Genomic DNA, 18610 nt, shown 5'->3' with positions numbered 1-18610 from the left:
TCAGATGCTTGCGTCGATTAAAGCGGTACGCCCAGACGGTTGGCGACTTCTTCGTAGGCTTCGATGACGTCACCGAGGCCCTGGCGGAAGCGGTCCTTATCCATCTTCTTCTTGGTGTCCTTGTCCCACAGACGGCAGCCGTCCGGGCTGAACTCGTCGCCCAGGACGATGGAGCCGTCGCTGAACACGCCGAACTCAAGCTTGAAGTCCACCAACAAGAGGCCTGCGTCGTCGAACAGTTTGCTCAGGACTTCGTTGACCTTGAGCGACAGTTCTTTCATGCGCGCCAGTTGCTCGGCGGTGCCCCAGCCGAATGCCACGACGTGGGATTCGTTGATGAACGGGTCGCCCTTGGCGTCGTCCTTCAGGAACAGTTCGAAGGTGTACGGGTTGAGCTTCATGCCCTCCTCGACGCCCAGACGCTTGACCAGGCTGCCGGCGGCGTAGTTACGCACGACGCACTCGACCGGGATCATGTCGAGTTTTTTCACCAGCACTTCGTTGTCGGCCAGCAGCTTGTCGAACTGGGTCGGAATACCGGCCGCTTCGAGTTTCTGCATGATGAAGGCGTTGAACTTGTTGTTCACCATGCCTTTGCGGTCGAGCTGCTCGATGCGCTTGCCGTCGAACGCCGAAGTGTCGTTGCGAAACAGCAGGATCAAGCGGTCAGCGTCGTCGGTCTTGTAAACCGATTTGGCTTTGCCGCGGTAGAGTTCTTCACGTTTTTCCATGATGGGCTCCGCTTGCTAAGTAGATGGGCTAGGCGATGTGACGCCAGTCGAGCCCTGAATCTTGATCGGCCAGTTGCAGCCAGTCCGGGTCGCACCCGAGGGTGTCGACAAAACATTGCCGGGCCAGCTGCGGCAGGTTGTTCTTGCTGCTCAGATGGGCCAGGACCAGGTGTTGCAGGCCTTGCCAGCCCAACTCGGCCACCAGGAATGCCGCCTGATGGTTGTTCAAATGTCCCAGCTCGCCGCCCACCCGCTGCTTGAGAAAGTACGGGTAATGACCACGGGCCAGCATGTCTCGGCAATGATTGGACTCGATCATCAACGCATCGAGGTCCCGATAGCCATCCAGCACCCGCTCGCAGTAAGAGCCCAGGTCAGTCAGCAGGCCGAAGCGCCGCTCACCGTCACTGAATACGTACTGGGTCGGTTCCTGCGCATCATGGGCCACGGCAATGACCCCGATGTTCAGAGCACCGATCTGCAGTTGCTCGCCACCGGTCACGAAACCGGCAGGTTCAATCGGTTTGCGCATCCCGCGCAGTGTGCCGCGACTGAGGTAGACAGGCAGATTGTAGCGCCGAGACAGCAAACCCACGCCATGCACGTGGTCGGCATGTTCGTGGGTTACGAGTATCGCGCTCAGTTGCGCCGGGTTCACACCCAGGCGCAACAGGCGTTTTTCGGTTTCCCGCAGGGAAAAACCACAATCCACCAGCACATACGTATCAGCACTGGCGATCAGCGTGCCGTTCCCTTGGCTACCGCTGCCGAGAACGGCAAAACGCATTGGATCAGCCCAGGTTGTCCTGAATCACGCTCAACACTTTGCGGGCCACATCGGCCGGCGCAACGGTGTTGATGTTTTTCTCGACGGTCACCTGAACGTTCTCGCCGACCTTGCTCAGGCGAACCTGATAACGCTCGGCACGGGCTTCAACTTCTTCCTTGGTCGGCGCGCTGCCGAACAGGCTGCTGAAGAAACCAGGCTTCTCGTCTTTCTTCTCGGCCTTCTCGGACAAGTTGATGTAGTAGAGACCCAGGCTGCGGTTGATGTCTTCAACGCGCCATTCGCCCTGCTCCAGCGCACGACCGACGCTCGACCAGGCACGATCCAGGTCCGTACCGACGTTCAGTACCGGGTTGCCGCTGCCGTCTTCGCTCAGGCTGACACGGCTCGGGGTATCGAAATCACGCGAAGCCAGCATCGACACCGAACCACCCTTCTCGGAGGTACGGCTCATGCTCGCGAGCATGTCGTCGACCAGCGCGGCGTCGAGGCCTGTGTTGACCGAACGGTTGGTGAAGGCCACGTCGGCGGTGCTGCCGGCAGGACGCTCGGCGCTGACCACGTAGACTTCACTGGTGTTGCGCTGCACGCCCGGCTCGATACGCACCCGCACGCGGGTTTCGCTGTCGGTGCTGACGCCGGCGGCGCTCAGGCGCTTGGCCATGGCAGCGGACAGTTCGTCGGAATGCTGCCAGGTGGTGGTGAATTCGCCGGTTTGCGGGCGCTGTTCATCCAGACGGAAACCGTTGTCCTGGAAGTACTGCACCGCCACTGGCCAGACTTCGGCCGGTGGATGCTGGGCCATGACCCAACGCGAATCACCGCTCTTCTGCAGCGAGTAGTCGCTGGCGTCGGCAACGGCCGACAGCGGTTGAGGACGCGGAACGATGTATTCACCCTTGGCGGTGTCGTCGGCCACGTTGCGCGGGATCGGCAGCAGCGGATCCAGGCGCTTGGAGGTGCTGACGTCCGGTGGCAGTTGCATCGGTGCAGTCTGTTGCGCTTCCAGGTAATCGCTACCACGGTCACGGAAATAACCTTCCGGGCCCCAGATCCATCCGCAGCCACTGGTGCTGGAGATAATCAAGGCAAGTGCGGAAAGTCCGGCCATTCGCTTCATGCGTTGTACTTCCTCAATTAAACCAGGACGTTGCACTGGCGCAGGGCCGAGCGCAGCGTTTCATGACAAGGAGCGCTCAGCCAGGTCAGCGGCAGGCGGATGCCTTGGTGCATCAGGCCCATTTCGACCAAAGCCCACTTCACCGGAATCGGGTTGGCTTCGATGAACAGGTCCTTGTGCAGCGGCATCAGTTTTTCGTTGATGGCCCGTGCGGTCTCGGCGTCGCCCTTGAGCGCAGCCTCGCACAGGTCGGCCATTTCGCGCGGAGCGACGTTGGCGGTGACGGAGATGTTGCCCTTGCCGCCCAGCAGGATCAGCTCGACTGCGGTCGGATCATCGCCGGACAGCACGATGAAGTCCTTGCTCACGCCGTCGATGATCGCCTTGGCGCGTTTCAGGTCGCCGGTCGCTTCCTTGATGCCGATGATGTTTGGCACGGTGGACAGGCGAATCACGGTCTCGGCCTGCATGTCGCAGGAGGTGCGGCCAGGAACGTTGTAGAGAATCTGTGGGATGTCGACCGCTTCGGCGATGTGCTTGAAGTGCTGGTACAGGCCTTCCTGGGTCGGCTTGTTGTAGTACGGAACGACCAGCAGGCAGGCATCGGCGCCGGCTTCCTTGGCATTGCGGGTCAGCTCGACCGCTTCACGGGTCGAGTTGGCGCCGGTACCGGCGATCACCGGAATGCGACCGGCAACCTGTTTGACCACGGCTTTGATGACGGCGATGTGTTCTTCTACATCAAGTGTTGCCGACTCGCCGGTGGTGCCGACCGCGACAATGGCATGGGTGCCGTTCTTGAGATGGAAGTCCACGAGTTTGCTGAGGCTGTCCCAGTCAAGACGCCCTTGTGCATCCATGGGTGTGACCAGTGCCACCATACTGCCCGCAATCATGAAACCGCTCCTGCCGGAAAAAGAGAGCGGTAATGGTACTGGCGCCAAGATGCTTGCACAAGCGAAGTACTGTGCCGCCATTCCCCTTGGCGCCGCTTTTCGCTACCCTTCAGACTTTGATCGGTACTGATCAGCTTGTACGCCGGGTTCCAGTCTCCCGTTTCGGCCTCCCGGGCCCCGTTCCAGTGTCGTTGCCGTACGCTTCCTTTTAATGGAGCCGTAGCGCCACACGAATCGGGCCTTCCGGACAGTCATTGCCCCGGCAATCAACGCCCTCTCCCTACCGACCGCTCATCGCTTTAGGAATGCTGCATGTCCACCCCCACAGTTCGCGAACAATTCCTTGTCATCAGTGCCCTCGGCGCCAATCCCATGGAGCTGACCAACGTCCTGTGCCGCGCCAGCCATGAAAACCGCTGCGCGGTCGTCACCTCGCGCCTGACCCGCCACGGCGAGTGCAGCGCGCTGGTGCTCGAAGTCTCCGGCAGCTGGGACGCCCTGGCCCGCCTTGAAGGCAGCCTGCCGGTGCTGGCCAAGCGTCATGCGTTCACCGTCAACGTGGTGCGCAGTGCCGCTCTGGAAAACCGCCCGCAAGCCCTGCCGTACGTGGCTTACGTGTCTTCGGCGTACCGCCCGGACATCATCAACGAGCTGTGCCAGTTCTTCATGGATCACAACGTCGAGCTGGAAAACCTGACGTGCGATACCTATCAGGCACCGCAGACCGGCGGCACCATGCTCAACGCGACGTTCACCGTGACCCTGCCCGCCGGCACCCAGATCAGTTGGCTGCGCGACCAGTTCCTGGATTTCGCCGACGCCATGAACCTGGATGCACTGATCGAACCGTGGCGCCCACAGAACCCAATGTAAGGAAGCTTTCATGGCCGTTGTCATCGACCAACCGGTTACGGATTTCGAAGCACCTGCCACCAGCGGGCAGACTGTCAGCCTGTCGGCCCTCAAGGGCAAGCAAGTGGTGATCTACTTCTATCCGAAGGACAGCACCCCGGGCTGCACGACCGAAGGCCAGGGCTTTCGCGATCAATACGCAGCGTTCAAGGCTGCCAACACGGAAATCTTCGGGATTTCCCGCGACAGCCTGAAGTCCCACGAGAACTTCAAGTGCAAGCAGGAGTTTCCGTTCGAACTGATCAGCGACAAGGACGAAGCCGTCTGCCAGCTGTTCGACGTGATCAAGCTGAAAAAGCTCTACGGCAAGGAATACCTGGGCGTTGATCGCAGCACGTTCCTGATCGACAAGAACGGTGTACTGCGTCAGGAATGGCGTGGTGTGAAAGTGCCAGGACATGTCGATGCAGTGCTGGCTGCTGCTCAGGCGCTGAACAAGGCCTGATGCTGTCGGCGCCCTTGCGGGCGCCGATTCTTTCTCAAAGCAACGGCGCTACCACCGGCTCCTTGCGTGGCCACGCATCCAGCACAGCCTTGAACAGCGTTGCCAGCGGAATCGCGAAGAACACTCCCCAGAACCCCCACAGCCCGCCGAACAACAGCACCGCGCAGATGATCGCCACCGGGTGCAGGTTGACCGCTTCGGAAAACAGCAACGGTACCAGCACGTTCCCGTCCAGCGTCTGAATGATCCCGTAAACCGCCATCAGATAGATGAACTGATCGCTCCAGCCCCACTGGAACAGCGCAATCAGCAGTACCGGCACGGTCACCACCACAGCCCCGACATACGGCACCACCACCGACACTCCGACCAACAGGGCCAGCAGCGCCGCGTAGTTGAGACCCAGCGCAACGAATGCGATGTAAGTCACGCCACCACAAATCACGATCTCGATGACCTTGCCGCGAATGTAGTTGGCGATCTGCCGGTTCATTTCTTCGGCAACCCGGGTGATCAGCGCCCGCTCACGCGGCAAATAGCCACGCACCCACTCGCCGATCATTGCCCGATCCTTGAGGAAGAAGAACACCAGGATCGGCACCAGCACCAGGTAGATCATGATGTTCACCAACAGCGGCAGGCTGGACAACGAGAACGTTAGCGCCCACTGGCCGAACTTGCCGATCTCGCCCCGCGCCGCTTCGATCGCTTGCAGCACCTGCTCGTCGGAGACCAGATGCGGATAGCGCTCCGGCAGCAACAGCAGCAGCGATTGCCACTTGGCGAGCATCCCCGGCAGCTCGTTGAACAGGGTGATCAACTGATGCCAGAGCAGCGGTAGCACCACGACGATGAACACCATCAGCACGCCCATGAACAGCGCAAACACCAGACCGACCGCCGCCCCACCGGGCACGCGCAGACGTTCGAGCGTGACCACCAGCCCCTGCATCAGGTACGCCAGCACCATCCCGGCCAGCACCGGCGCGAGCATTCCGCCCAGCGTCAGCACCGCGGTGAAGGCGAGAAACAGCAAAACCGCCAGCACCACCGCTTCCTCATCGGAGAAGTAGCGCTGAATCCAGTCGCGCAACACTTTGAACATCAATTTTCCTTAGGTCATTTACGCGGTCGGTTTCAGGCTTTTTTCAGCCAGTAACGGTAGACACCCGCCTCGTCTTCTTCACGCAGCAGCGTATGACCGGCCAATTTGGCAAAGGTGCGAAAGTCGCGTTGCGAGCCGGCATCCGTGGCAATCACCTTGAGTACCGCGCCACTGGGTAGCTTGTTCAGCTCCATTTTTGCCTTGAGTAACGGCAACGGGCAATTCAGGCCACTGGCGTCCAGTTCACAGTCATGGGCTACAGCGTCGGTCATGCGTCACTCCGGATCAGGTGGTCAGGCTGCCTAGAATATCTGGTCGCAGGCCCGGTGTCCGGCTACAGTAAGGTCTTTGTCGACTAAGGCTTTGTGCATGACATTTCTGCGCCCTACCCTGCTGACGCTCGCTTGCCTGCTCGCCTCACCGGGCTTCGCCGACGACCTGCCGTCACTCGGTGACGCCAGCTCTGCCATCGTCTCGCCACAACAGGAATATCAACTGGGTCGCGCCTGGCTGGCATTGCTGCGCAGTCAGGTTTCGCAACTCAACGATCCACAGCTCAAGGACTACGTCGAGTCCAGCGTCTATAAGCTGGTGGAAACCAGCCAGGTCAATGACCGACGCTTGGAATTCATCCTGATCAACAGTCCGCAGCTCAACGCCTTCGCGGCGCCGGGCGGGATTGTCGGGGTCAACGGCGGCCTGTTCCTCAATGCCCAGACCGAGGGCGAATATGCCTCGGTACTGGCTCACGAACTGGCGCACTTGTCCCAACGCCACTTCGCCCGTGGCGTCGAGGCTTCGCAGCGGATGCAGGTGCCGATGATGGCGGCGCTACTGGCCGGGATCGTCATCGCGGCCGCCGGTGGCGGCGATGCCGGGATCGCCACCATTGCCGGCACCCAGGCGGCAGCGATTCAATCGCAACGGACCTTCTCGCGCCAGAACGAACAGGAAGCCGATCGGATCGGCATCCTCAATCTGGAAAAAGCCGGTTACGACCCACGGTCCATGCCGACCATGTTCGAGCGCTTGATGCGTCAATACCGCTACGACGCCAAACCGCCAGAGTTCCTGCTGACTCACCCGGTCACCGAATCGCGGATCGCCGACACCCGCAACCGCGCCGAACAGGCCAGGCCCGGAGGTATCGAAGACAGCAAGCGCTATCAACTGATCCGGGCGCGGGTGCAGTTGATCTACGAGGAAACACCAGGTCTCGGCGCCAAACGCTTCCGCGCACAGCTGGATGAAAACCCGAAAAATGACGTGGCCCGCTACGGTCTGGCGATCGCTCAGATCAAGGGCGGCCAACTGAATGAGGCGCGAGAGAACCTCAAGCAACTGCTGGAGAAATCGCCGAACGAGATCATCTACAACCTCGCACAGGTCGATCTGGACATCACCAACAACAAGCTTGCCGATGCCCAGTCCCGGGTTGACCGAATGCTCAGTCAGTATCCTGGCAATTACCCGCTGAATCAGGTGCGCGTCGATCTGTTGCTGAAACAGAACCGTACCGCCGACGCGGAAAAAGCTCTGGAAGGTTTGTTGAAATCGCGACCGGACGATCCGGACGTCTGGTATCAGGTTGCAGAAACACGCGGATTGTCCGGCAACATCATTGGCCTGCATCAGGCCCGTGCCGAGTATTTCGCCTTGGTCGGCGATTACCGTCAGGCGATCCAGCAACTGGACTTTGCCAAGCGCAAGGCCGGCAGCAACTTCCCGCTGTCGTCGCGTATCGATGCCCGCCAACGCGAGCTGATGGAGCAGGAGCGCATGGTCAAGGACATGATGGGTTAAGCCCGCGCCGAGACAAATTCCGGACATAAAAAAAACCGCCTCTTTCGAGGCGGTTTTTTTTACTTCTTAGACAGCTGGATCATTCAGCCAGTTTGAAGGTGATGAAGCTGGCACGACCCTGACGCAGAACGCGCATCGACACCGAACGGTTCTTCGGCAGCGCCTTGGCGATCTCGGCAAACTCCTTGGAAGAGCCAATGGCCTGATTGTTCAGGTGCGTGATGATGTCGCCCGGTTGCAGACCGATCAGGGCCGCAGGACCGTCCTGCACTTCCTTGATCACCACACCACCTTTGAGGTCGTAGGTTTTCTTCTGCTCGGCGCTCAGCTCTGCAACCGAAACACCCAGACGATTGCTGTTGGTCTCGGCACCGGATTTCGGCAGGGCGTCCAGCTCTTTGTCTTCATCAGGAATAGCGCCGACTGTCAGCTCGACATTCTTGCGCTTGCCGTCACGAATGACCTCGAGATTGGCTTTGGCGCCAGCCTTCAACGCGCCAACCAGATGTGGCAAGTCAGCAGACATGACGATCGGTTGACCGTTCATGCTCAGAATCACGTCACCTACCTGCAGGCCGCCCTTGGCAGCCGGACCGTCATCCTGAATCTGTGCAACCAGCGCACCGGCCGGCTTGTCCAGACCGAACGATTCGGCCAGATCCTTGTTCACTTCCTGGATGACTACACCCAACCAGCCACGGCTGACTTTGCCGCCGCTTTTCAGCTGGTTGGAAACGTCCATCGCCACGTCGATCGGAATGGCGAACGACACGCCCATGAAACCGCCGGAGCGGGTATAGATCTGCGAGTTGATCCCGACCACTTCACCGTTCAGGTTGAACAGCGGCCCACCGGAGTTACCCGGGTTGATCGGCACGTCGGTCTGGATGAATGGCACGTAGTTTTCGTTCGGCAGGCTGCGGCCGACGGCACTGACGATGCCTTGGGTCACGGTGTGGTCAAAGCCGAATGGCGAACCGATTGCCACAACCCACTGACCGGCTTTCAGATCCTGGGATTTGCCAAGTTTCAGTACTGGCAGATCCTTGCCTTCGATTTTCAGCAGCGCCACGTCGGAACGTGGGTCGGTGCCGATCAGTTTGGCTTTCATTTCACTGCGATCAGCCAGACGAACCAGAATTTCATCGGCATCGGCGATCACGTGGTTGTTGGTCAGGATGTAGCCATCCGGCGAAATGATGAAGCCCGAACCCAGCGACTGCGCTTCACGTTGACGATCACCCCGCGGAGAGCGCTGTTGCGGCGGCATGCCGCGTTCGAAGAACTCGCGCAACATCGGCGGCAAGCCTTCCAGGTCAGGCATCTGCTGGTTCACTTTGCGATCCGGCAGCTTTTGCGTAGTACTGATGTTCACCACCGCAGGCGAGGCCTGTTCGACCAGTTGGGTGAAATCCGGCAGATTGGCCGGGCCGGCCGCCTCAGCCGCCTGGACTGCAGGAACAGCCTGGCCGAGCACCAGCACAGTGGCGAAAATGGAGAGATAAGACTTCAAGCTTGGTATCGACATACAGCTCCCGTTACGACGAGCAGGGTTAAGCGATATGGAGCAAGGAACACCGGAAACCACAGGCCGGCATTTTTGTTCCGGGAACAACAAACAAGGCCAGAGCCGAGAGGCTCTGACCTATAAAAAATTTTCCGGTGTTTTGCAAATGAAAATGCTCAGCAAACATTTCACGTCTCGACGACGAAGTGGAGATAGCTGGAATCAGCTCACTGCTTGCTGGTTGCAGCGCCATCATTGCGCATCGACAGGGCAATCCGTTCGGCGGTCCCGATCGGAATCTCGCCGACCACCGTGACCATCATTTCGCCCTGAGGCGTTGTCAGACGGCGGGATACGGCAACGGTCGGGCCCAGTTGAGTCCGGGTATCGGTGACGGTTGCGCCGTTCAGCGGTTCGAGAAACACGGAGAAACGGGCAAGACCATCGTCATACAGCAGGCTGTTGACCTGGGTCTTGGTTTCCGGATCCTTGTGCGAGGAACTGCTGGTGAGTTCGAAGCCAGGCGGCAGCCAGTCAGAACGCCAGACCTGTGCAGTCTTGACCGCAGAAGCCTTGTCGCTGTCGAGTGTGACCGTCTTGCAATCGGAGTTGGCTTGCAGGTCTTTGTCGGAGGGAACTTCAGAGGTATCCAGCCGGGTGAACTGGAACCTCTCGAGCAACCGCCCCTTGTCGTTCAACAGCAACGACTTGAGCGGCAGACCCGTTTCCTTGTCCAGATGCAGTTCGAAACCGTAGCGGTGCTGATCACGCGGCGTCAGCGATACAATCACCGCTTCACGCCCGGCCACACGCGACTTGCCAATGACGGCAAGCTCATACCAGTTCTTCAGCTTTTGGGGATCGAGAGGACGAGCGGCGGAATTGGGAGAATCCCCAAGCCCCGCAATCAAGGTGCCGCTGACGCATTGAGTATGTCCATCAATGCGCACGACTTCCTGAGCCGAACCGTCGAGCTGAAGCAAACGCTCGCGGACCTGGCCATTCTGGACGCGATGCCAGATGTTGTGGGTAGAAAAGCTACCGTTACGCTCGTAAACGAATGTGCCGTGAAAGCTTTGCTGCTGCTCGGCCTGGCCCAGGCGGGTCAACCAGTCCTGAGCCTCGTCGGCATGGGCTGGAACAATGAACCAGCCGCTGAGCAGAAGCGAAAGTAGAGGTATGGCGCGCATGATCCCCCTTAACGGTTTTCCAGGCTTGCTGCACGTGCATATGGCAGCGCGCTCTCGGTGCCTTTCAAGGCAGCCTGTTGAGCGTGTTGACGCAGGTAACCTGGCAGACGCTGATCGTGCCAGCCTGGCTGACCTTGCAGTACGCCATTGGCCATTGGGCCAGTAGCTTCCGAACTCTCATTATAGCCTGCCAATACCGCCGGGCCTTTGACCTGAGGAGTGGCCAACACTGGCTGGTTGGATTGCTGAGCGAGTTCGACGCCGGCGATTTCGTCCTGGTTGTAAAGACGAACACCTGCGAGAACGGCAACGGTCACCGAAGCGGCTACGGCCAGACGACCGAGGCTGCGCCATGGGCCGCGAGATACTTTGGCAGGGGTCGCTTCGTCTTCCAGCGCAGCGGAAACGGCTGCAGCGAGGTCCAGACGTGGAAGCAACAGATCCTTGTGCATGGCTGCCCGAGCGATCTGGTAACGAGCCCAGGTTTCACGGGTTTCAACATCGTCCAGTGCATTGAGCACTCGACGCAATTCCAGTTCGTCCGCTTCGTTATCCATCACTGCGGACAGCGATTCCTGCAGGGCTTCACGACTCATGGCGTTCCTCTCTTGGCTATCGCCGCTGTCTTTAGTTTTCCTGCAACAACGGCTGCAGGGCTTTATCGATGGCCTCCCGGGCGCGGAAAATCCGGGAGCGCACGGTACCAACCGGACATTGCATGACGCTCGCGATGTCCTCGTAACTCAGACCATCGAATTCGCGCAAAGTTAACGCAGTGCGCAAATCCTCTGGCAGTTGCTGAATGGTTCGATGGACGGTGCCTTCGATCTCATCCCGCAGCAATGCACGCTCAGGAGACTCGAGATCTTTCAGGCCATGATCGCCGTCATAGAACTCTGCATCCTCGGAACTTACATCGCTATCCGGCGGCCGACGGCCGCGTGAAACCAGATAGTTCTTCGCCGTGTTGATGGCGATACGGTACAGCCACGTATAAAACGCACTGTCGCCGCGGAAATTTCCAAGCGCTCGATACGCCTTGATAAAGGCTTCTTGTGCGACGTCCTGGGCTTCATGGGTGTCGTGCACGAATCGCACGATCAACCCGAGAATCTTGTGCTGATACTTCAGCACCAACAGATCGAAAGCTCGCTTGTCGCCACGCTGAACGCGTTCGACCAGCTGCTGATCCTCTTCCTGGGTTAGCATGAACACTCCTCGATAAACTCGGAGGAGGCTTGCACGACCAAACAACCGGACTTGCAAACATAGACTCGGGCTTTTCGCAAAAGTTCTCCCCCTCCAAGCAAGTTTCCTGCGGGCTCTGATCTGGCACGCACGAAAAACGCAGCGCGGGATGAACCGGCTGCGCGAATAATCTTGTCATCGGCTCGCCGGCAAGAACCCAACCACAGGTTCCGCATTGAAGCCGACACTGTCCCTTGTTTCGGGCAACTGTCTATTGATCTTGAGCCTCTGGCAAAAGTTCCAAATATTTATAGACGGGCCCAACCTACATTGTGCAACCGTGAGCGGAAAAAGCATGTTTCATCTGCGATACAGTCGCCTTTTCCGAAAACCGGCGAAAAAAACTTCCGACAAAGCGTCCGTATTTTTCCGTCACGGTAGTCTCACAATGCCATATCGCTCCGGCTATTGTGCCGCCCCACCCCTCTATATACTAGTGGGCTGTGTGGCTGTCTCGACTCGCCCCTGCGCCTGTCCTGCGCCAACCCCGACCCGGGTCGCTTTGAGCGGAATCCTGAAATGAGCCAACAGTTTCAACACGATGTTCTGGTAATTGGTAGCGGCGCTGCCGGTTTGAGTCTCGCGCTGACCCTGCCGGGTCACTTGCGCATTGCCGTTTTGAGCAAAGGCGATCTCGCCAATGGCTCGACTTATTGGGCCCAGGGGGGCGTTGCGGCCGTACTGGATGACACCGACACCGTCGAATCCCATGTCGATGACACCTTGAATGCCGGCGGTGGCCTGTGCCATGAAGACGCGGTGCGTTTCACCGTGGAGCACAGCAAAGAGGCGATACAGTGGCTGATCGACCAAGGCGTGCCGTTTACCCGTGACGAACAATCCGGCACAGAGGATGGCGGCTTTGAATTCCACCTCACCCGCGAAGGCGGCCACAGTCACCGACGGATCATCCACGCAGCCGATGCCACCGGTGCCGCGATCTTCACGACCCTGCTGACCCAGGCCAAAGAGCGCCCGAACATCGAACTGCTAGAACAGCGGGTAGCGGTCGACCTGATCACAGAACGTCGGCTGGGGCTGGAAGGCGAACGTTGCCTGGGCGCCTACGTGCTCAACCGCAAAACCGGGGAAGTCGATACCTTCGGCGCACGCTTCGTGATTCTGGCGTCCGGCGGAGCCGCCAAAGTCTATCTCTATACAAGCAACCCTGACGGTGCCTGTGGTGATGGCATCGCCATGGCCTGGCGTTCGGGCTGCCGGGTGGCGAACCTGGAGTTCAACCAGTTTCACCCCACCTGCCTGTATCACCCGCAAGCCAAGAGTTTCCTTGTAACTGAAGCCCTGCGCGGCGAAGGCGCTCATTTGAAGCTGCCGAACGGCGAACGCTTCATGCAGCGCTTTGACTCACGTGCAGAACTGGCGCCACGGGACATCGTCGCTCGCGCCATCGACCACGAAATGAAGCGTCTGGGTGTCGATTGCGTCTACCTCGACATCAGCCACAAACCCGAAGCCTTCATCAAATCGCACTTCCCTACCGTTTATGAGCGTTGCCTCGGATTCGGCATCGACATCACCAAACAACCGATCCCGGTCGTACCGGCGGCACACTATACCTGCGGCGGCGTGATGGTCGATCAACAGGGCCGCACCGACGTGCCCGGCCTGTACGCCATCGGCGAAACCAGCTTCACCGGTCTGCACGGCGCCAACCGCATGGCCAGCAACTCGCTGCTCGAATGCTTCGTCTACGCCCGCTCGGCAGCGGCGGACATTCTTGAGCAACTGCCCGACGTCGCCATTCCGCGCGCCCTGCCCGCCTGGGACGCCAGCCAGGTGACCGACTCCGATGAAGACGTGATCATCGCCCACAACTGGGACGAACTGCGGCGCTTCATGTGGGACTACGTGGGCATCGTACGCACCAACAAGCGCCTGCAACGGGCCCAGCATCGCGTGCGCCTGCTGCTGGATGAAATCGACGAGTTCTACAGCAACTATAAAGTCAGTCGCGACCTGATCGAGTTGCGCAACCTGGCGCAGGTAGCGGAACTGATGATCCGCTCGGCAATGGAGCGAAAGGAAAGTCGGGGCCTGCATTACACCCTCGACTACCCGGACCTGCTGCCCGAGGCGCTCGACACTATTCTGGTGCCGCCCACCTACGTCGGCTGAACTTGAGGCGTACGCGCAGGCGTCGGTGCAAATCCGTCGCCTGCGAATCTCGGGGCACACAGATCGACCTGACCCGCCGCTCACCACGCAACCGAAAGCGCAGCACCACGATCAGCGGCAGCGCCAGACTGTCCGGGCGCAATTGCACCGTTTGCCAGCCATGGGCCCGGTTCCACACCTGCCAACCATCGGCGTCTCGCCGAAATCCGCTAAAAGACGTGGGATGAGTCAACAGAATCTGCCGTGGCAACACCCAGGCGGCGTGGCTCAGGCACGCGAAGGCCCCGAACAGACCGGCCCAAAAAGGAATCGACAATAGAAACAGAGAACCCAGCGCGAATGCCTGGGCCAGCAGATACGCCGCCAGCAACTGCCGTGAGGCATGCCAGCGGCATTCGAACGTATTACTTGGGCTGGACACGATCCAGAATCATGCGAACCATGCGTTGCAACTCGGGATCTTCCGATTCGCTACGCTCCATGAACCAGCCGAACATGTCCTGATCTTCACACTCCAGCAGGCGGACATACAGCGCGCGATCCACCTCGTTCAGATTCGAATAGACCTCTTTCACGAACGGCACCAGCAACACGTCGAGTTCCAGCATGCCGCGACGGCTGTGCCAAAAGAGGCGATTCAGTTCAACTTGTTCGACCATGGAGCCCTCCTCAAATAGGCCGCAAGTATACAGGCCCGAAGCGGGCCGAACAGTCGGCTTTGGTCGGGCACCACCGATCCTTTATCAACTACCCATTTCAACACCGCCCCCTTATGATGTGCCCCAGTCTATTTACCCTGCGATGACCCATGGCCGATTCTGCTTTTTTCTGCACCCTGTCTCATGAAGGCGTTCTCGCGGTTCGCGGCGCGGATGCCGGCAAATTCCTGCAAGGCCAGTTGACCTGCAACATCAATTACCTGAGTGAAACCCAGGCCAGCCTCGGTGCCCGTTGCACGCAGAAAGGCCGGATGCAGTCGAGTTTCCGCATCGTGCTTGAAGGCGACGGCGTGCTGCTGGCAATGGCCGGCGATCTGCTGGAACCGCAACTGGCGGATCTGAAAAAGTACGCGGTGTTCTCCAAATCGAAACTGACCGACGAAAGCGCCTCGTGGGTGCGCTTCGGTCTGGATCATGGCGACGCAGCCCTGACTGGCCTGAGCCTGGAACTGCCGGCAGAAACCGACAGTGTGGCCCGCCATGAAGGGCTGATCGCGATTCGCGTCTCCCCGAACCGTGCCGAGCTCTGGGTACCTGTCGATCAGGCCGATACCGTCAAAGGCAAGCTGTCCGCGCAGTTGAACGAAGGCGAACTCAATCAGTGGCTGCTTGGCCAGATCCGCGCCGGTATCGGCCAGGTCATGCCGAGCACCCGCGAGCTGTTCATCCCGCAGATGCTCAATTTGCAAGCCGTCGGCGGGGTAAGCTTCAAAAAAGGCTGCTACACCGGCCAGGAAATCGTCGCGCGCATGCAGTATCTGGGCAAACTCAAGCGCCGCCTGTACCGCGTACAACTGGACGCCAGTGAATTGCCGGAGCCGGGCACCCCGCTGTTCGCCCCGAGCCATGGCAGTTCCATCGGCGAAGTGGTACTGGCCGCCCGCGCCGAGAAAAATATTGAACTGCTGGCGGTGTTGCAGGCCGAAGCTGCCGAAGCAGGCGATTTGCATCTGGGCACGGCCGAAGGTCCGGCGCTGCACTTGCTCGACCTGCCTTACGAACTGGATCGCGACCGCGAAATCCAGCGTTGATCGCAGCATTTGTTGCAACACCCTAGAGAAACGACATGAGTGAGCTGGCGGATAAGGTCCAACAGGATTTGGTTGAGGCCATCGATAACGATGACCTGGTTCTGCCAACGTTACCGGAAGTGGCCCTGCAGATTCGCAAGGCCGCTGAAGATCCGGACATCAGCGTCAGCGACCTGAGCAAAGTGATCGGCCGCGACACGGCGCTGTCGGCGCGCCTGATCAAAGTGGTCAACAGTCCGCTGCTGCGCGCCACTCAGGAAGTCACCGATCTGCACACCGCCATCACCCGGCTCGGCGTCAACTACAGCAGCAACCTGGCGATCGGGCTGGTGATGGAGCAGATCTTCCACGCCCGCTCCGACGTGGTCGAACAGAAGATGCGCGAAGTCTGGCGCAAGAGCCTGGAAATCGCCGGTGTCAGTTACGCCCTGTGCCGCCGCTATACCCAGCTCAAGCCCGATCAGGCCGCGCTCGGAGGACTGGTTCATCAGATCGGAGTGCTGCCGATCCTGACCTATGCCGAAGACCACTACGAATTGCTGTCCGATCCGGTCAGCCTGAATCATGTGATCGATCAGATCCATCCGCTGCTTGGCGACAAACTGCTGCGTGTCTGGGAGTTTCCCGAGCGATTGGTGGAGCTGCCGGGGTTGTATCAAGACCTCAAACGCGAATCGCAGCAGATCGATTACGTCGACATCGTGCAAGTGGCCAGTCTGTATTGCCACAAGGACACCGATCACCCGATGGCCCGCATCGATCCGTTCAGCGTGCCGGCATTCCGCAAGCTTGGCATCGACCCGGAAAACAAGGCGCTGTGTGCCGATCTGGAAGAATCGCGGTCGATGTTCTACTGATCAACCGGCGACAAAACTCACCCGCACTTTCAAACCCGCCTGCTCGCCATCGTGCAGACTGATCTGCGCCAGATGCGCGCGGCAGATTTCCCCGACAATCGCCAACCCCAACCCGGACCCGGCCACCTGCTGATTGCGCCGGTAAAAGCGTTCGAACACCCGATCCCGCTCTTCCAGCGGAATGCCCGGCCCATCGTCTTCAACCTCCAGCACCGCCGGTGCTGTGACCCGCAGAATCACGTTGCCGCCCGGCGGCGTGTGCGCCAGCGCGTTATCCACCAGATTGCTCAGCAACTCGTTGAGCAATGTCGGCTCGCCACGCAGCCAGACCGGCTCGTCCGCTTCCAGCGCCAGCGCAACACCTCGAGCGTGAGCCAATGGCGCCATGGCCATGCCGAGCTCGCGCGCCAACTGGCTCAGATCGAGCAACTGCGCACCGCCTTCGGCAATTGCCCGGGCGCCGTTTTCCACCCGGGCCAGCGACAACAACTGGTTGGCCAGATGGGTCAGGCGATCCGTGCTTTGCGCCGAAGATTCCAACGTGTCGCGCCAGGTCTGCGGCTCGTTCGAGCGCAAGCCCAGTTCAAGCCGCGCCTTGAGCGCCGCCAGTGGCGTGCGCAGTTCATGGGCCGCATCGGCGATGAATTGCGCCTGCCGCTCGAATTGCCCGCGCAGGCGTTCGGTAAAGTGATTGAGTGCCCGCACCAGCGGCCACAACTCGTGTTGGACCTCGACCAGCGGCAACGGCCGCAGGTCATCGGGCTGACGCTCTTCCACTGCCGTGCGCAAACGCTCGATCGGCCGCAGCGCAGCACTCACTGCAAACCACACCAACAACAACGCGCCAATCGCCAGCATGCCCAATCGCAGCAAAGTATCGGCCGCCAGACTTCGGGCCATGCTGACGCGTGCTTCGTCGGTTTCGGCAACGCGGATTTCCGCCATGCCGTTCATGTTCGGCTCGCTGACCGCCTTGAGCAGACTCACCACACGCACGTTTTGCCCCTGATATTTCGCGTCGTAAAAGCGCGCGAGGGCGGGGTAACTGTCGGTTCTCGGCGTGCCCGGCGGCGGGCCCGGCAGGTTTTCGTAGCCGGAAATCAGCTTCTGGTTGATGTCGTTGACCTGGTAATAGATGCGCCCGGCGCTGTCGTAAGCGAAGGTATCGAGCGCCACATAAGGCACGTCGGCACTGAGGCTGCCATCACGCTGCGACAGACCAGCAGCAATGGTCCGCGCCGACGCCAGCAGCGTGCGGTCGTAAGCGGTGTCGGCGGCCTCGCGACCGTTCCAGTAGGCGCTCAATCCACTGGCGAGCATCAACACCACCAGCAGCAGCGCGAGGTTCCACAGCAACCGCCAGCGCAGGCTGCTGGGCTTATGCATCGCGGCTTTCCAGCAGATAACCCAGGCCCCGGAAAGTCACGATGGCCACCGAATGGCCGTCGAGTTTCTTGCGCAGGCGATGCACATAGATTTCGATGGCGTCGGGGCTTGCCTCTTCGTCGAGACCGAACACCTGCGCAGCCAGTTGTTCCTTGCTCATCACCCGCCCCGGACGGGCAATCAGCGCCTCGAGCACGGCCTGCTCGCGGGAGGTCAGCGTCAGCAATTCATCGCCGAGGGTGAAGCGCCGGGTGTCGAGATCATAGGCCAGCACACCGCAACGCTGCTGGCGTTCGCCGCCCAAAACACTGCGGCGCAACAGGGCCTTGACCCGCGCCTCCAACTCGGTGAGTTCGAACGGCTTGGCCAGGTAATCGTCGGCGCCGAGATTGAGCCCATGAACCCGATCCTTGACGTCGCTGCGAGCGGTCAGCATCAGCACTGGAAGGTTCTTGCCCCGGGCCCGCAGGCGCGCCAGCACTTCAAAACCGTCCATGCGCGGCAGGCCGACATCGAGGATCGCCACCGCGTATTCCTCGCTGCCCAGGGCCAGGTCGGCAGCCACACCATCGTGCAACACATCCACGGTCAGACCGGTGCTCTTGAGCGCCTGGGCAACACTTTCGGCCAGCGGCAAATGGTCTTCGACGAGCAGGACACGCATGGATCTCTACCTCATTCAGGGATGGCCGACGCCATTCTTTGCGGCGGAGTTTACAGCCGCAACCGCCGCTGTG

The 18610-nt window shown here is 60.0% G+C and carries 20 protein-coding genes; 6 read left to right on the top strand and 14 right to left on the bottom strand.

The window, feature by feature from the left end; translation table 11 throughout:
- Positions 1-17: 17 nt before the first annotated feature.
- Genes purC through dapA form a run of 4 tightly spaced genes read right to left on the bottom strand, consistent with a single transcriptional unit; the run spans position 18 to position 3534 of the window.
- Positions 18-731 carry a phosphoribosylaminoimidazolesuccinocarboxamide synthase gene (gene purC, locus N8H71_RS13680; RefSeq protein ID WP_007958019.1) on the bottom strand — a complete coding sequence of 238 codons (714 nt, stop codon included), beginning with the start codon at positions 729-731 and terminating at the stop codon, positions 18-20.
- A gap of 28 nt (positions 732-759) precedes the next feature.
- Entirely contained in the window at positions 760-1518 is a 759-nt protein-coding gene (locus tag N8H71_RS13675) for an MBL fold metallo-hydrolase (RefSeq protein WP_007958017.1), read from the bottom strand.
- A 4-nt stretch (positions 1519-1522) separates the two neighbouring features.
- On the bottom strand, positions 1523-2638 hold the full coding sequence (gene bamC / locus N8H71_RS13670; RefSeq protein WP_085683176.1) for an outer membrane protein assembly factor BamC: 1116 nt from the start codon (positions 2636-2638) through the stop codon (positions 1523-1525).
- A 17-nt stretch (positions 2639-2655) separates the two neighbouring features.
- Positions 2656-3534 (bottom strand): 4-hydroxy-tetrahydrodipicolinate synthase, encoded by an 879-nt coding sequence (gene dapA, locus N8H71_RS13665; RefSeq protein ID WP_007958015.1) that lies wholly within the window; start codon positions 3532-3534, stop codon positions 2656-2658.
- 312 nt (positions 3535-3846) lie between these two features.
- On the opposite strand from dapA, the gene N8H71_RS13660 reads away from it, so the two are divergent.
- Both N8H71_RS13660 and N8H71_RS13655 read left to right on the top strand, forming a co-directional pair.
- Positions 3847-4407, top strand: a complete 561-nt coding sequence (locus tag N8H71_RS13660) for a glycine cleavage system protein R (protein WP_007958014.1) — start codon at positions 3847-3849, stop codon at positions 4405-4407.
- A 10-nt stretch (positions 4408-4417) separates the two neighbouring features.
- Positions 4418-4891, top strand: coding sequence for a peroxiredoxin (locus tag N8H71_RS13655; RefSeq protein WP_064594118.1), 474 nt, complete (start codon positions 4418-4420; stop codon positions 4889-4891).
- Positions 4892-4925: 34 nt separating this feature from the next.
- Here the strand turns inward: N8H71_RS13655 and N8H71_RS13650 are convergent, their stop codons facing one another.
- Both N8H71_RS13650 and N8H71_RS13645 read right to left on the bottom strand, forming a co-directional pair.
- A complete protein-coding gene (locus N8H71_RS13650) occupies positions 4926-5996 on the bottom strand; it encodes an AI-2E family transporter (protein WP_007958012.1) in 1071 nt (356 codons plus the stop codon).
- Positions 5997-6028: 32 nt separating this feature from the next.
- Positions 6029-6268, bottom strand: a complete 240-nt coding sequence (locus tag N8H71_RS13645; RefSeq protein WP_007958011.1) for a sulfurtransferase TusA family protein — start codon at positions 6266-6268, stop codon at positions 6029-6031.
- 97 nt (positions 6269-6365) lie between these two features.
- Here N8H71_RS13645 and N8H71_RS13640 point away from each other — a divergent pair, with 97 nt between their 5' ends.
- Positions 6366-7799 (top strand): M48 family metalloprotease, encoded by a 1434-nt coding sequence (locus N8H71_RS13640; RefSeq protein WP_262194388.1) that lies wholly within the window; start codon positions 6366-6368, stop codon positions 7797-7799.
- Between the two features lie 79 nt (positions 7800-7878).
- Here the strand turns inward: N8H71_RS13640 and N8H71_RS13635 are convergent, their stop codons facing one another.
- The 4 genes from N8H71_RS13635 to rpoE form a co-directional block, all read right to left on the bottom strand.
- Positions 7879-9327, bottom strand: coding sequence for a DegQ family serine endoprotease (locus N8H71_RS13635; protein WP_262194387.1), 1449 nt, complete (start codon positions 9325-9327; stop codon positions 7879-7881).
- Between the two features lie 206 nt (positions 9328-9533).
- On the bottom strand, positions 9534-10496 hold the full coding sequence (locus tag N8H71_RS13630) for a MucB/RseB C-terminal domain-containing protein (RefSeq protein ID WP_262194386.1): 963 nt from the start codon (positions 10494-10496) through the stop codon (positions 9534-9536).
- A gap of 8 nt (positions 10497-10504) precedes the next feature.
- Positions 10505-11092: a sigma-E factor negative regulatory protein gene (locus N8H71_RS13625; RefSeq protein ID WP_011332903.1), complete on the bottom strand. Its 588-nt coding sequence runs from the start codon at positions 11090-11092 to the stop codon at positions 10505-10507.
- 31 nt (positions 11093-11123) lie between these two features.
- Entirely contained in the window at positions 11124-11705 is a 582-nt protein-coding gene (rpoE, locus tag N8H71_RS13620) for an RNA polymerase sigma factor RpoE (protein ID WP_003172477.1), read from the bottom strand.
- Between the two features lie 558 nt (positions 11706-12263).
- Here rpoE and nadB point away from each other — a divergent pair.
- Positions 12264-13880 (top strand): L-aspartate oxidase, encoded by a 1617-nt coding sequence (gene nadB / locus N8H71_RS13615; protein ID WP_262194385.1) that lies wholly within the window; start codon positions 12264-12266, stop codon positions 13878-13880.
- Here the strand turns inward: nadB and N8H71_RS13610 are convergent.
- Together N8H71_RS13610 and N8H71_RS13605 are read right to left on the bottom strand one after the other, a co-directional pair.
- Positions 13849-14301 carry a protein YgfX gene (locus N8H71_RS13610; RefSeq protein ID WP_262194384.1) on the bottom strand — a complete coding sequence of 151 codons (453 nt, stop codon included), beginning with the start codon at positions 14299-14301 and terminating at the stop codon, positions 13849-13851. The genes nadB and N8H71_RS13610 overlap by 32 nt on opposite strands.
- Entirely contained in the window at positions 14285-14539 is a 255-nt protein-coding gene (locus tag N8H71_RS13605) for a succinate dehydrogenase assembly factor 2 (protein ID WP_065257636.1), read from the bottom strand. The genes N8H71_RS13610 and N8H71_RS13605 overlap by 17 nt, the downstream gene beginning before the upstream one ends.
- A gap of 149 nt (positions 14540-14688) precedes the next feature.
- Between N8H71_RS13605 and N8H71_RS13600 the strand changes: the two genes are divergently transcribed.
- Positions 14689-15630: a YgfZ/GcvT domain-containing protein gene (locus N8H71_RS13600; RefSeq protein ID WP_262194383.1), complete on the top strand. Its 942-nt coding sequence runs from the start codon at positions 14689-14691 to the stop codon at positions 15628-15630.
- 35 nt (positions 15631-15665) lie between these two features.
- Positions 15666-16487 carry an HDOD domain-containing protein gene (locus N8H71_RS13595; RefSeq protein ID WP_262194382.1) on the top strand — a complete coding sequence of 274 codons (822 nt, stop codon included), beginning with the start codon at positions 15666-15668 and terminating at the stop codon, positions 16485-16487.
- On the opposite strand, the gene N8H71_RS13590 is transcribed toward N8H71_RS13595, so the two are convergent.
- Positions 16488-17873, bottom strand: a complete 1386-nt coding sequence (locus tag N8H71_RS13590; protein ID WP_011332897.1) for a sensor histidine kinase — start codon at positions 17871-17873, stop codon at positions 16488-16490. It abuts the gene before it with no gap.
- Positions 17866-18537 (bottom strand): response regulator, encoded by a 672-nt coding sequence (locus N8H71_RS13585; protein ID WP_007957980.1) that lies wholly within the window; start codon positions 18535-18537, stop codon positions 17866-17868. Before N8H71_RS13585 ends, N8H71_RS13590 begins: the two co-directional genes overlap by 8 nt.
- Positions 18538-18610: the final 73 nt, after the last annotated feature.

Source organism: Pseudomonas koreensis (assembly GCF_025447595.1).
Classification (GTDB): Bacteria; Pseudomonadota; Gammaproteobacteria; order Pseudomonadales; family Pseudomonadaceae; genus Aquipseudomonas; species Aquipseudomonas koreensis_H.
Note: the sequence above shows the minus strand (reverse complement) of the source record. Positions and strands in the feature narration are given on the sequence as shown.